Raw genomic sequence first — 12,978 nt, 5'->3', positions numbered from 1 at the left:
ATCACTATTTAAATTTTGAATTTAAAGATTTCTAAAATCATTACACCTGTTTATTCAAGGAAATTACAATGGCAATTATTATCACATCTTAATTAACGTAGCCTATCAATCCGAAAGTTCCCGTGCGGATATTCAATTGCCGCACATAAACTTTTGGTTTATTATTCGTCTCGAAGTCTGAAAAAGGCAAACCCCGCGAAAGCGGGGGACGCAAAGTCATCGGTCTAAAGGGTTCATACCCCATGACGGCAGGACTGCCAGGCAATGTGGAGTAGTACGCCGTCCCCTTGCGCCCTCCGGGTCGCCAGGCCGTGTCTCCGCATGGTTGCGCAGTCCTGTCTTTGAAAAAATTCAATTACAGGAAACCAGCCATGAAATCGATTACCGCCATCTCCGCAGTGTTCCAGCCACGTGCCCTGATCCTGGCTTTTGCCGGCATGGCCGCCGCCGTGGCGCCGCAAGTTCGTGCGGCAAGCGATAGCGACGGCGACTATGCCCGTGGCCGCATCCTGGTTGAGCCGCGCGCCGGCCTCACCGCCGGCGAGTTCGACAAACTGCTCAAGGCCCACGGCGGCAAGGCCCGCAAGATCGGCCAGGGCAGCACCCATATCGTCGAACTGCCGGCCAACGCTTCCGAGAAGGCCGTCGTGGCCCAGCTGAAAAACCGTCCCGAGTTCAAGTTCGTCGAACTGGACCGCCGCGTGAAGAGCAGCTACGTGGTCAACGACCCGTACGCCGGCGGCGAATGGCACCTCAACAATATCGGCGCCGCCGCCGCCTGGGACAGCGCCAAGGGCGCCGGCGTCACCATCGCCATCCTGGACTCCGGCGTGGACGGCGCCCACCCCGACCTGCAAGCCAACCTGGTTGCCGGCTACAACGTGTACGGCAACAACACTGATACGTCGGACGTCTGCGGTCACGGCACCGCAGTGGCCGGTTCGGCCGCGGCCCGCAGCGACAATGGCGTCGGCGTGGCTGGCGTAGCCGGCCAGGCCCGCATCATGCCGGTGCGTATCGCCTACCTGGATCCGACCTACGGCTGCTACGCCTATTACAGCACCGTGGCCAGCGGCCTGACCTATGCCGCCGATCACGGCGCCCGCATCGCCAACGTCAGCTACGGCGGCGTGGCTGGCAGCGCCGCCGTCCAGAGCGCAGCGCAATACATGCGCAGCAAGGGCGGCCTGGTGTTCGTCTCGGCCGGCAACAACGGCAAGGACGAAGGCCTGGCCCCGACCAGCACCATGATCGTGGTGTCGGCCACCGACGGCAGCGACACCAAGGCCAGCTGGTCCAGCTATGGCAACTTCGTCAGCCTGGCCGCGCCCGGCTCGGGCATCTGGACCACCAGCAAGGGCGGCCTGTACCAGACCTGGAACGGCACCTCCTTCGCCGCCCCGGTGGCCGCTGCCGCCGCTGCCCTGCTGATGTCGGCCCGTCCGGACCTGAGCCCAGCCCAGGTTGAAACCATTCTGTTCAACACCGCCAAGGACCTGGGCGCCGCCGGCCGCGACAACCTGTACGGCTACGGCCGCGTCAACGCCGCCGCCGCCATGACGGCCGCGCTGGCCGCGCCGACGGCACCGGATACCCAGGCCCCGAGCGTGGCCATCGCCGCCCCGCTGGGCAGCAGCACCGTCAGCGGCGCTGCCACCGTCAGCGTCAACGCCAGCGACAACACCGGCGTGGCCCGCGTGGACCTGCAAGTGAACGGCGCCGTGGTGGCCTCGGCCGATGCCGCTCCGTACGTGTTCAGCTGGGACAGCACCGGCGTGGCCAACGGCATGAACAACCTGGTGGCCGTGGCGTATGACGCCGCCGGCAACCGCGGCAACTCGAGCGCCGTGGCCGTCAACGTCGCCAACGCCCTGCCGCCGGCTGCTCCGGACACCGTCGCACCGGTGGTGGTGCTGACCAACCCGGTTGCCGGCCGCGTCAACGGCAACGTCAACGTCACCGTGAACGCCTCCGACAACAGCGGCGCCGCCGGCATCCGCCTGAGCCTGTACATCGACGGCAGCCTGAAAGCTTCCGGTTCCGGCAGCAGCCTGTCGTACAGCTGGAACACCAAGAAGGAAGCGGTTGGCACCCACACCGTGCAGACCCGCGCCACCGACGCCGCCGGCAATACTTCCACCGCCACCGTGCAAGTGACCCGCTAATCCGGCCGCCGACCGCAAGCGCAATTAAAAGCGCAAATAAAAGCGCCGCCCAGTGGGCGGCGCTTTTTTCATGGCGGAGCCGGAGCAGGCCGGGTCAGCCGGTGTTGCGCAAGCCGGCCGCCACGCCGTTGATCGACAGGTGGATGCCGCGGTGCACGCGCTCGTCCACCTTGCCCGGTTCGTGCGCCACCGAGCGGTGGCGCTTGATCAGCTCCACTTGCAAGTGGTTCAGCGGATCCAGGTAGGCGAAGCGGTTCTGGATCGAGCGCGCCAGCAGCGGATTGCCGGCCAGCCGTTCGCCGGCGCCGGTGATGCGTTCGAGGCAGGCCAGCGTGGCCGCGTGTTCGCCGGTGATGCGCTTGAAGATGCGCTCGCGCAGCTCGGCGTCCTGCACCAGCAGCGAATAGCGCGAGGCGATCGCCAGGTCGGTCTTGGCCAGCACCATGTCCATGTTCGACAGCAGCGTGGCGAAGAAAGGCCAGTGCTGGAACATGGCGCGCAGCTGCTGCACCCGTTCGGCTTCGTCGCCATCCGCGATCCACGAGCCGATGGCGCTGCCGAAGCCGTACCAGCCGGGCAGCAGCAAACGGCACTGGCCCCAGGAAAAGCCCCAGGGAATGGCGCGCAGGTCCTCGATGCGGCGGGTGGATTTGCGCGAGGCGGGCCGCGAACCGAGGTTCAGCTCGGCGATCTCGGCAATCGGCGTGGCTGAGAAGAAGTAGTCGGTAAAGCCGGGCGTCTCGTACACCAGGTTGCGGTAAGCCTGGTAGGCGCGCCCGGAGATCTCCGCCATCACCGCCTCGAAGCCGGCCAGTTGCTTGCGCTGGGCGTCGTCCGCCGCCGGCGGCATCAGGCTGGCCTCCAGCGTGGCGGCCACCAGCAGCTCCAGGTTGCGCCGTCCGATGTCCGCGTTGGAGAATTTGGAGGCGATGATTTCGCCTTGCTCGGTCAGGCGGATCTGGCCGTTCACGGTGCCCTTGGGTTGCGCCAGGATGGCCTCGTAGCTGGGGCCGCCGCCCCGGCCGACGGTGCCGCCCCGGCCGTGGAACAGGCGCAGCTTGACGCCGGCCCTGGCGAACACGTCCACCAGGCCCAGCTCGGCCTTGTACAGTTCCCAGTTCGAGGTGAGGAAGCCGCCATCCTTGTTGGAATCGGAATAGCCCAGCATGACTTCCTGCAGCCCGCCTTGCGCGTCGATCAGCTGGCGCACCATCGGCAGCGCCATCAGGCGTTCCATGATGCCGGCCGCGCGCTGCAGGTCGGGAATGGTTTCAAACAGCGGCACCACCATCAGGTCGGCCGTGCCGTTGCCGTCCACCGTGCGCAGCAGGCCGGTTTCCTGCTGCAGCACCAGCACTTCCAGCAGGTCGGACACGGTTTCCGTGTGCGAAATGATGTAGTTGCGGATGGCGCGCGCGCCATAGCGCTGGCGGATCTCGCGCGCCGCGCCCAGCACGGCCAGTTCGGAGCCGGTTTCGGCCGAGTACGCGATGTAGGGCGAATACAGCAGCCGTGGCTGGGCCAGTTCGGCCAGCAGCAGTGCCACCTTGGCCTCTTCGTCCATGGCCGCATAGTCCGGCGCCGCGCCGGCCTTGGCGAACAGCTCGGCCAGCACGCGCTCGTGCACGTCCGAACTCTGGCGCATGTCCAGCGAGGCCAGGTGGAAGCCGAAGATATCGGCCGCGCGCTTGAGTGTGGACAGGCGCGGATGCACCAGCATGGCGCCGTGGTTGGCGTTCAGCGAATCGATCAGGATCTGCAGGTCGGCGGCGAAGGCGGCGGCGTGCTCGTACGGCTCGGCGTGGCCCACTTCCTTGCGCAGGATATTGGCCGCGCCCAGCGCGCGGGCGGTGCTGGCCAGGCGCGCGTAGATGCCGATCAGCGCGCGCCGGTACGGCTCGTCGCTGCGGTGTTCGGAAGTGTCGGTGGAGGAGTCGGCCAGCAGCTGCAGCGCCGGCGTGCATTTGACCATCAGCGTCGACACCGACAGCTCGGCGCCCAGCGTGTGCGCCTCGTCCAGGTAGAAATCGAGGATGGTGGTGGCCTGGCGCGCCAGCGCGTGGCGCGCGGTGGCGGCGTTGACGTTGGGATTGCCGTCGCGGTCGCCGCCGATCCAGCTGCCCATCTGCACATAGGGCGCGGCGATGGCGCACGGCGCCGGTTCGCCGTCCGCGCTGCCGGCGCCGGCCGGCCGGTACTGGGCGGCGATGTCGGCCTCGATGTCGTCGTACAGCCCGGGCAGTTCGCGCAGGAAGGTGATGCGGTAGTAGGACAGCGCGTTCTCGATCTCGTCGGCCACGGTCAGCTTGGTGTAGCGCAGCATGCGGGTCTGCCACAAGGTGGCCACGCGCGAGCGCAGCAGGTGCAGGTTGGCCGCGCTTTCCTTGGGCGTGAGCGGCGTGTCGCGCTCGGCCAGCAGGCGCGCGATGTCGTGCTCGGCGTCCAGGATGGATTTGCGCTGCACCTCGGTGGGATGGGCCGTCAGCACCGGCGAAATCAGCGCCTGCTGGAAGAAGCCGGTGACGGTGTCCTGGCCGACACCGGCGCCGGCCAGCTTGCACAGCGCATAGCTCACGCTGCCTTGCTGCGGCTTCGAACCCGCCAGCAGGTGGGCGCGGCGGCGGCGGATGTGGTGCTGGTCCTCGGCGATGTTGGCCAGGTGGGAGAAATAGGAAAACGCGCGCACCACGGTGATGGTCTGCTCGCGCGTGAGGATTTTCAGCATGCCGTCCAGTTCCTTGGCCGCGCCGGCGTCGGCTTCGCGGCGGAAGCGCACGGCGGTCTGGCGGATGGTTTCCACCACCGCGTACACGTCCTCGCCCTCCTGCGCGCGCAGCACGTCGCCCAACAGGCGGCCGAGCAGGCGGATGTCTTCCTTCAGGGGCGCGTCCTTGTCGGCGCCGGCGTCTGCTACTGATGCTGCTGTATTGCTTGCAACCATGGTATATGCCCTATGCATGATTCTCGAATGGGGCGCGCATGATAAAATTTGGTTCTAAGAATTTGTCATCATGCACGCTAGCGAAAGAACAGGCTTTGAATACTTCCGATTTGGCTCAAGAGCTTCCTACCCGACTGGTGATCGCTTCGCGCGAAAGCCGCCTTGCCATGTGGCAGGCGGAGCATGTGCGCGCGCGGCTGTCGGCCCTGTACCCGCAGTGTAGCGTAGAAATTCTGGGCATGACCACGCGCGGCGACCAGATCCTGGACCGCACCCTGTCCAAGGTCGGCGGCAAAGGCCTGTTCGTGAAAGAGCTGGAAGTGGCGATGGCCGAGGGCCGGGCCGACCTGGCCGTGCATTCGCTGAAGGACGTGCCGATGGAGCTGCCCGAGGGTTTCGCGCTGGCCGCGGTGCTGGAGCGCGAAGATCCGCGCGACGCGTTCGTCTCCAATGATTACGCTACCCTGGACCAGCTGCCGGCCGGCGCCGTGGTGGGCACCAGCAGCCTGCGCCGCCAGTCGCTGATCGCGGCGCGCTATCCGCACCTGGTGATCAAGCCGCTGCGCGGCAACCTCGATACCCGGCTGGGCAAGCTGGACCGCGGCGACTACGCGGCCATCATCCTGGCCGCCGCCGGCCTGAAGCGCCTTGGCCTGCCGCAGCGCATCCGCGCGCTGCTCGAGCCGGAAACCAGTTTGCCGGCGGCGGGGCAGGGCGCGATGGCGATCGAGATTGCCGAGCGCTCCGACGGGCTGGACCTGATGCGCCTGCTGGCGCCGTTGAACCACCTGGCCACCGCGCAAGCAGTGACAGCCGAGCGCAAGGTGTCCAAGGTGTTTGGCGGCAGCTGCCAGGTGCCGCTGGCCGCTTATGCCACCGTGGACGGCGGGCAGATGCATCTGCGCGCCATGGTCGCCACGCCGGACGGCGCGCGCATGGCCACGGCCGAGGTGCGCGGCGTGGCCGCCAGCGCCGAGCAGCTGGGCCAGGACGTGGCCGAACTGCTGCGCCGGCAGGACGCGGTCGCCATTCTGGCCAGCTGCCTGGCCGATGCCGCCGCCGCCGACGCGGCGGCCAACCCGCAGGCGGCGCCGTCCGAGGCGCGCCGCAACGATCCGCAGCCCGGCAGCTCCGAGGACATCGCCCACACGCAGCCCGGCGAGCCCACCGGCGGCCGTTCCGGCGTCTGACGCGCGGCCCCGCCAGCCCAGGATGCCCGCCACCGTCATCATCACCCGTCCCCTGGCACAGGCGCAGCCGCTGGCCGCGCGCGTGGCTGCGCTCGGCCGTCCGGTGGAAGTGCTGCCGCTGCTGGAGATCGCACCGCTGGCCGACAGCAGCCAGCTGCAGGCCACGCTGGCGCAGCTGTCCAGCTACGCGCTGGTGGCTTTCGTGTCGCCCAACGCCATCGACGCCGCGTTCGCCCACATCCCGGCCTGGCCGGCCGGCGTGACCGCGGCCGTGGTCGGCGAGGGCAGCCGCGCCGCGCTGGCCGCGCACGGCGTGACCGAGGCCAACGCCCACATCGCCAGCCCGGCCAACCCGGCCCACGCCGACACCGAACACCTGCTGCAGGCGCTGGACCTGAACGCGCTGCGCGGCGCCCGCGTGCTGATTGTGCGCGGCGAGAGCGGGCGCGAGCTGATGGGCGACGCCTTCCGCGCCGCCGGCGCCGACGTCACCGTGGTGGCAGCCTACCGCCGCAGCACGCCGGCGCTCACGCCGGCGCTGGGCGCCACGCTGGCGCGCCTGCTGGCGCGCCCGGCCGACTGGGTCATCACCAGTTCGGAGGCGCTGCGCGGTTTGCTGCAGCTGGCAGGGCAGCTGCCGGACGGCGCCGAGGCTGTTGTAAAGTTGCAACAACAGCATTTAATTGTCCCCCACGCCCGGATTGCCCAAACGGCAAACGGGCTGGGCTTCCACCGCATCACGCAGACAGGATCAGGCGACGAACGCCTGCTGGCCGCGTTACAATCACGTCCATGAACGATTTGCCTACGAAACCAGACCCCGCCGACCCCGCAGCGCAGCCCGGCCGCGCAGCGGAGCAGCCGGCCCTGCTGACTGCCAGCCCGGCCGCCGGCGCCGCTTCCCCATCCCCAGCTGCCGGCGCGCCCAGCGTGACCGGCAGCCTGCAACGCCCGCTGACCATCGCCGTCATCGTGCTGGGCATCCTGCTGGCCGCGCAAACCTGGTCGTCGCACAACCAGATGCGCAACCTGCGCGAGGAAATGGCGCGCCGCCTGCAGAAGGGCGACCAGGTCAACACCGAAACGGGCACGCTGGCGCGCGCGGTGCAGGAAACGGCCAAGGAACTGCAGATCAAGGTCGGCCTGCTGGAGAGCCGCCAGACCGAGGCCCAGAGCCAGCAACTGGCGCTCGAGCAGCTGTACCAGGACCTGTCCAAGAACCGCGACGAATGGGCGCTGGCCGAGATCGAGCAAGTGCTGTCGACCGCCAGCCAGCAGCTGCAGCTGGCCGGCAACGTGCCGGGCGCGCTGATCGCGCTGCAAAACGCCGACCGCAGCCTGTCGCGCTCGGACAAGCCGCAATTCATCACCATCCGCCGCGCCATCGCCAAGGATCTCGACAAGCTGAAGGCCTTGCCGAGCGTGGACTCGGTCGGCCTGGCGCTGCGCCTGGACAACGTGATGGCACAGGTGGACACGCTGCCGATGCTGGCCGATGAAAAACCGACCCTGCCGGCCGCGCCGGACAAGAAAAGCCGCGCCGCCGCCAAGCCGGCCGCCGCCAAGGGCGGCAAGGCTGCCGCCAGCGCGCCGGTGGAAGAGGGCAGCCCGTGGCTGCACCAGGCCCAGGACGTGTGGAACAGCTGGAGCAGCGAAATGTGGACCGACGTGCGCCAGCTGATCCGCGTGCGCAGCGTGGACACGCCGGACGCGCTGATGCTCTCGCCGAGCCAGGCTTACTTCCTGCGCGAGAACCTGAAGCTGCGCCTGCTGAACGCCCGCATGGCGCTGTTGTCGCGCAACGAGACGGCCTTCCGCAGCGACCTCATCGCCGCCCAGGAAGCGCTCAACAAGTACTTCGACACCCGCGCCAAGACCACCCAGACCGTGCAGGCATTGCTGCGCCAGGTGCAAGGCAGCAACCTGGCGATCGAAATGCCGACGCTGGCCGACAGCCTGAACGCTGTGCGCAACTACAAAGCGAAGCCTTAAGCCATGCGTTTCTTCCTCTGGTTACTCGCACTGATGGCGCTGGCCATCGGCGTTGCCGTGACGGCGCGCTTCAATCCGGGCAATGTGGTGCTGTTCTATCCGCCGCACCGCATCGACCTGTCCCTGAACCTGTTCGTGGTGCTGATGCTGGCGCTGTTCGCGCTGCTGTACCTGGTGATCGGCGCGCTGCGCAGCACCATGCAGATGCCGCACCGCGTGGCGGCCTACCGCCAGCGCAAGCGTGAACGCGACGGCAACAAGGGCCTGCGCGACGCGCTCAAGGCGCTGTTCGAAGGGCGCTTCGGCCACGCCGAAAAGGCGGCGTTGCGCGCTTCCGAACTGCCTGAGAACGCCGGCGTGGCCGCGCTGATCGGCGCCCGCGCCGCGCACCGCATGCGCCAGAACCACCGCCGCGACAACTGGCTGGCCCAGACCGCCGGCGACAACGCGCTGAAAACCGCGCGCCTGATGACCATGACCGAACTGCTGGTGGACGACCACCAGCCGGAAGCGGCGCTGGAAGCGGTGCGCGAGCTGAACGCCAGCGGCACGCGCCACATCCACGCTTTGCAATGGTCGCTCAAGGCCCAGCAGCAGGCCAAGAACTGGCCGGAAGTGCTGCGCCTGGTACGTTCGCTGGACAAGCACAAGGCACTGCACCCGGCGCTGTCGGCGCGCCTGCGTGAACTGGCCTACGACGACCTGCTGTCGGACAAATCGCACGACGCCGAATCGGTGCAGCGGGTCTGGTCCACCATTCCGACCGCGGACCGCCTGAAGCCCTACGTGGCCTGCCGCGCCGCCGCCGCCATGAACGCGCGCGGCCTGCACGACGCGGCGCGCGTGGTGGCCGAGGAAGCGCTGGCCGCCAACTGGGACGAGCGCGTGGTGCGCGCCTACCGCGAAGCGGCGGCCCCGGCCGGTACGCCGGCGCTGCTGGCCCAGATCGAGCACTGCGAGCGCTGGATGCAGGAGCGCCCCACCGACGCCGAGCTGGCGCTGACCCTGGGTTCGCTGTGCCTGAAGCAGAAACTGTGGGGCAAGGCCCAGCGTTACCTGGAGCAGGCCCTGTCGGACGCGGAAGACTCGCGCATGGTGCGCGAATCGCACCTGAAGCTGGCGCAGTTGCACGAGGCGCTGCAGCAGCCCGAGGAAGCGGCCAGCCATTACCGCCAGTGCGCGCTGGCCACCATCCTGTAACAGTGGCGCCAACCAGGCCAAGCCCGTCTCCGCGACGGGCTTTTTTCTGCGCCGGGTCCTGCTGCGGCGCACAAGTGCTGTCCACTTCGCTATAATTACGCGGTTAGACTTTCCAAAAGCAATCCCCCAGCATAGCAAACGAGGAAAATATGAGCCTGAATAAAGTATCGTCCGGCCGCGACGTGCCGAACGACTTCAACGTGATTATCGAAATCCCTATGAACGCCGATCCGATCAAGTACGAAGTGGACAAGGAATCGGGCGCCATCTTCGTGGACCGCTTCATGGGCACGGCGATGCACTACCCGTGCAACTACGGCTACGTGCCGAACACCCTGTCCGACGACGGCGACCCGTGCGACGTGCTGGTCATCACCCCGTTCCCGCTGATCCCGGGCGTGGTGGTGCGTTGCCGCGCCATCGGCGTGCTGAAAATGAGCGATGAAGCCGGTGAAGACGCCAAAGTGCTGGCCGTGCCGGTCGACAAGGTGCTGCCTATCTACAAGCACTGGCAGAAGCCGGAAGACCTGCAAGACCTGCGCCTGCAGCAGATCCAGCACTTTTTCGAGCATTACAAAGACCTGGAGCCAGGCAAGTGGGTCAAGGTGCAGGGCTGGTACGGTCCGGAAGAGGCCAAGCAGGAGATCCTGAACGGCGTGGCCAACTACAAGAAGGAAAACCCGGAAGGCTGATTGCCGCTCCGCAGCTAAAAACATGCAAAGAAGCACCCGTGCCGCGAGGCCGGGTGCTTTTTTTTTTATTCTTCGGCGCCGGCGCGGAATTTTCCGCGCTCGCGGTGGTCTACCTGTGTGCGAGCAACCATGCAAAGGAGGGAAATACCATGACCATGTCACGCATTGAAAAGCGCGGCTGGCAGGCCTACTTCGACGGCGTGGCCCGGCAGCTGGAGGGCATGAGCGCTGAAATCGACGTGGAAGCGATGGCCATCGGGAGCCAGGTGGAGGCGGAGTGGGTGCCGCTGCTGGGCATCAGCTACGATCCCAAGAGCGACGCGCTGTCGATTGCCGTTGAAGGCCTGGGCCACCTGATCCGCAGGCCGCAGACCCTGTTTGTCGATGTCGAACTGGGCCGGCTGGCCAGCATGGAGGTGATCGACAGCGACAATGTGCGCCATATCGTCAAGCTGCGCGAGCCCTTGCCGCTGCCGGCGCCGTGAGCGCGGCGCCGCTTAGAAGTATTTGAGCCAGGCAATACCGCTGGTGCGCTTGCACCAGCCGAACCAGCGCGTGGGCAGGTAGAGCAAGGCCGCCAGCAGCGTGCTGGCGAGCCACAGCTGCCATACGGCGCTGAACTCATAGCGGCCGCCGCCCGCCCCCTGCATGGCCGCCGCCCCCCGCTGCAGGGCCAGCAGCGCATACAGGTGCAGCAAGTAGTAGAACAGCGGGGCGCCGCCGACCACGGCGAGCATGGCGCAGGCGCGGCGCCACGCCGCATGCCGCACAGGCCGTTCCAGCAGTGCCAGGACCAGCAAGCCGGCGCCCAGCGTCAACAGCAGGAAATCGAGCGAAGGCGGGTACTTGGTGAAATTCAGGAAGGACATGGCGCTGTGCAGTGTGTCCGCGCCGGGTGCCCACGGCAGTGCCTCCCCATACATGTTGACGCTGCGCAGTACCAGCATCGCTGCCAGCGCCGCCGCGCCGCCGCCCAGCAGGAAGCGCGTGCGCCGCTGCGGCGCCGTGGCGCGGCTGTACAGCGGTCCGGCCGCGTAGCCCAGCAGGATCACGCCTATCCATGCCAGCAGCGGGTAGCTGACGCGCACCCTGACCGGCCCTTCGTTGACCAGGTAGCCGCGCTGTTCCAGCACGGTCCACAGCATGGCGCCCGCGCCGCCCGGCTCGAAGCCGGCGCCGAAGCACGCCGCCAGCTGCGCCAGCGTGGGCAGCGCGTTGTGGCCCGCCACGATCAGCGCGCCCAGCGCCGCCAGCCAGGGCAGCGGCAGGCGGTGCAGGAAGGCCAGCGCTATCATGGACAAGCCGATGGCCCAGATCACCTGCAGGTAGAGCACCGGACCCGGCCACTGGCCGGACCAGGCGAAATTGACCACCACCAGTTCCAGGAACAGCAGCAATGCGCCGCGCTTGAGCAGGAAGCCGGTGGCGCTGCGCTGGCCGCCAGGCGGATGCGCGTACAGCCAGGCCGCCAGGCCGGTGAGGAATACGAACAGCGGCGCGCAGAAATGGGCCGCCAGGCGCGTGAAAAACAGCGCGGGCGGGGTGGCGGCAAGGTCCATTGGATCGCCCACCTGGTGCTGCAGATAAAAGGTTTCGCGGACATGGTCCACCGTCATCAGCAGCATGACGATGCCGCGCAGGATGTCGATTGTGGCGACGCGGCCGCCGGTTATTGCCTGGTTCATTTCAGTTCAGCTTTAAAAACGGTAGGACAGCGTAGCGGTAATGGTGCGTTCGGCGCCGGGCGCCACCCACAGCTGGCTGTAGGCGCTGGCGTAGTAGGCGCGGTCGAACAGATTGTCCAGGTTGAGCGCCAGGCGCAGCCTGGGCGTGGGCGCGTAGGCTGCCAGCAGGCGCGCCGTGGCGTAGGCAGGCAGCCGGAAGCTGCCCGATACCGCCACGTCACCGAGCCGCTCGCCCACGTAGTTCAGGCCTGCGCCCACGGTGACGGCGTCCCCGCCGCCAGCGCGGAAGGTCCGCGTCAGCAGCAGGTTGCCGCTGTGGCGCGCCACATTGGGCAGGCTGCTGCCGGTGCGGATGCTGGTGTCGCCCTGGGTCACGCTGGCGTCGGTGTAGGCATAGGCGCCGGACAGCCGCAGGCCGGCCGCCAGTTCTCCCGACACATCCAGTTCCACGCCCTTGCTCGCCACTTCGCCGGCCGGGAGGGCGAAGTCCGTGTTGAGCGGGTTGGTGGTCAGCACATTCTTTTTGTCGATGCGGTATAACGCCAGGGTGGCGCTGAGGCGGCCGTCCCGCGCATCGGTTTTCGCGCCAAGTTCGAAGGAGCGGCTTTCCTCGGCAGGGAAGGCCTGGTTGGCGATGCTGATGCCGCTGTTGGGCCGGAACCCCTTGGCCGCGCTGGCGTACAGCGAAAGCGCCGCCGCCGGCTGGTACACCAGTCCCACGCGCGGGCTGGTGGCACTCAAGGCCTGCCCATTGCTGGCCGCCGTGCGGCGGTTGATCACTCGCTGGCGGTAGCTGTCGCGCCGCACGCCCAGCAGCGCCTTCCACTGCGCGCCCAGCCAGAGCTGGTCCTGCAGGTAGACAGCGTGCGCGCGCTGGTGCTCCACGGTGTCGATGGACAGCGTGAGCGGGTCGGCCACGCCGCCGTACACCGGCGCGTAGATGTCGATGGCATAGGGATGGGCGGCGGTCGGATTGCGGCGCAGCTGCAGGCGTTCGTCGTCGAAGCGGTAGCCGTCCACGCCGAACAGCAGGTTGTGGACCACCGCGCCGGTGCCGACGCGGCCCAGCAGTTCGGCGCGCGCCGAACCGTCGGTGGCCGAGAACTCGCGGTA

The 12,978-nt window shown here is 67.6% G+C and carries 10 protein-coding genes and 1 riboswitch; of the genes, 7 read left to right on the top strand and 3 right to left on the bottom strand.

Going from position 1 to position 12,978, the window contains the following annotated elements; all coding sequences use genetic code 11:
* Positions 1-175 precede the first annotated feature (175 nt).
* Positions 176-262: riboswitch (cyclic di-GMP riboswitch) on the top strand.
* A 109-nt stretch (positions 263-371) separates the two neighbouring features.
* The gene (locus AC6H42_RS27985; RefSeq protein ID WP_057155717.1) at positions 372-2,165 is read left to right on the top strand and encodes a S8 family serine peptidase; all 1,794 of its coding nucleotides are present in this window, start codon (positions 372-374) and stop codon (positions 2,163-2,165) included.
* Positions 2,166-2,259: 94 nt separating this feature from the next.
* Here AC6H42_RS27985 and ppc read toward each other — a convergent pair whose 3' ends face one another.
* Positions 2,260-5,106, bottom strand: coding sequence for a phosphoenolpyruvate carboxylase (gene ppc, locus AC6H42_RS27980; protein ID WP_497549450.1), 2,847 nt, complete (start codon positions 5,104-5,106; stop codon positions 2,260-2,262).
* 167 nt (positions 5,107-5,273) lie between these two features.
* Between ppc and hemC the strand changes: the two genes are divergently transcribed.
* The 6 genes from hemC to AC6H42_RS27950 all read left to right on the top strand — a co-directional run bounded on the left by hemC (position 5,274) and on the right by AC6H42_RS27950 (position 10,665).
* On the top strand, positions 5,274-6,296 hold the full coding sequence (gene hemC / locus AC6H42_RS27975) for a hydroxymethylbilane synthase (protein ID WP_497549458.1): 1,023 nt from the start codon (positions 5,274-5,276) through the stop codon (positions 6,294-6,296).
* 22 nt (positions 6,297-6,318) lie between these two features.
* A complete protein-coding gene (locus tag AC6H42_RS27970; RefSeq protein ID WP_497549449.1) occupies positions 6,319-7,092 on the top strand; it encodes a uroporphyrinogen-III synthase in 774 nt (257 codons plus the stop codon).
* Entirely contained in the window at positions 7,089-8,288 is a 1,200-nt protein-coding gene (locus AC6H42_RS27965; RefSeq protein WP_057155714.1) for a uroporphyrinogen-III C-methyltransferase, read from the top strand. The genes AC6H42_RS27970 and AC6H42_RS27965 overlap by 4 nt, the downstream gene beginning before the upstream one ends.
* A 3-nt stretch (positions 8,289-8,291) precedes the next feature.
* Positions 8,292-9,488 carry a heme biosynthesis protein HemY gene (locus tag AC6H42_RS27960; protein ID WP_057155713.1) on the top strand — a complete coding sequence of 399 codons (1,197 nt, stop codon included), beginning with the start codon at positions 8,292-8,294 and terminating at the stop codon, positions 9,486-9,488.
* Positions 9,489-9,637: 149 nt separating this feature from the next.
* Entirely contained in the window at positions 9,638-10,180 is a 543-nt protein-coding gene (gene ppa / locus AC6H42_RS27955; RefSeq protein ID WP_057155712.1) for an inorganic diphosphatase, read from the top strand.
* Between the two features lie 149 nt (positions 10,181-10,329).
* A complete protein-coding gene (locus tag AC6H42_RS27950; RefSeq protein ID WP_229418189.1) occupies positions 10,330-10,665 on the top strand; it encodes a DUF5335 domain-containing protein in 336 nt (111 codons plus the stop codon).
* A gap of 12 nt (positions 10,666-10,677) precedes the next feature.
* Here the strand turns inward: AC6H42_RS27950 and AC6H42_RS27945 are convergent, their stop codons facing one another.
* Together AC6H42_RS27945 and AC6H42_RS27940 are read right to left on the bottom strand one after the other, a co-directional pair.
* Positions 10,678-11,865, bottom strand: a complete 1,188-nt coding sequence (locus AC6H42_RS27945; protein WP_497549448.1) for an acetyltransferase domain-containing protein — start codon at positions 11,863-11,865, stop codon at positions 10,678-10,680.
* Positions 11,866-11,877: 12 nt separating this feature from the next.
* A partial coding sequence (locus tag AC6H42_RS27940) for a TonB-dependent siderophore receptor (protein WP_497549447.1) occupies positions 11,878-12,978 on the bottom strand: 1,101 nt, incomplete at its 5' end.

This window comes from Massilia sp. NBRC 108631, assembly GCF_059704565.1.
This window is presented reverse-complemented; position numbering and strand designations above follow the sequence as displayed.

What these genes read in the sequence shown, in the direction of transcription:
- AC6H42_RS27985 (WP_057155717.1), top strand. Translation starts at nt 372, where the DNA reads ATGAAATCGATTACCGCCATCTCCGCAGTGTTCCAGCCACGTGCCCTG.
- ppc (WP_497549450.1), bottom strand. Translation starts at nt 5,106, where the DNA reads ATGGTTGCAAGCAATACAGCAGCATCAGTAGCAGACGCCGGCGCCGAC.
- hemC (WP_497549458.1), top strand. Translation starts at nt 5,274, where the DNA reads ATGTGGCAGGCGGAGCATGTGCGCGCGCGGCTGTCGGCCCTGTACCCG.
- AC6H42_RS27970 (WP_497549449.1), top strand. Translation starts at nt 6,319, where the DNA reads ATGCCCGCCACCGTCATCATCACCCGTCCCCTGGCACAGGCGCAGCCG.
- AC6H42_RS27965 (WP_057155714.1), top strand. Translation starts at nt 7,089, where the DNA reads ATGAACGATTTGCCTACGAAACCAGACCCCGCCGACCCCGCAGCGCAG.
- AC6H42_RS27960 (WP_057155713.1), top strand. Translation starts at nt 8,292, where the DNA reads ATGCGTTTCTTCCTCTGGTTACTCGCACTGATGGCGCTGGCCATCGGC.
- ppa (WP_057155712.1), top strand. Translation starts at nt 9,638, where the DNA reads ATGAGCCTGAATAAAGTATCGTCCGGCCGCGACGTGCCGAACGACTTC.
- AC6H42_RS27950 (WP_229418189.1), top strand. Translation starts at nt 10,330, where the DNA reads ATGACCATGTCACGCATTGAAAAGCGCGGCTGGCAGGCCTACTTCGAC.
- AC6H42_RS27945 (WP_497549448.1), bottom strand. Translation starts at nt 11,865, where the DNA reads ATGAACCAGGCAATAACCGGCGGCCGCGTCGCCACAATCGACATCCTG.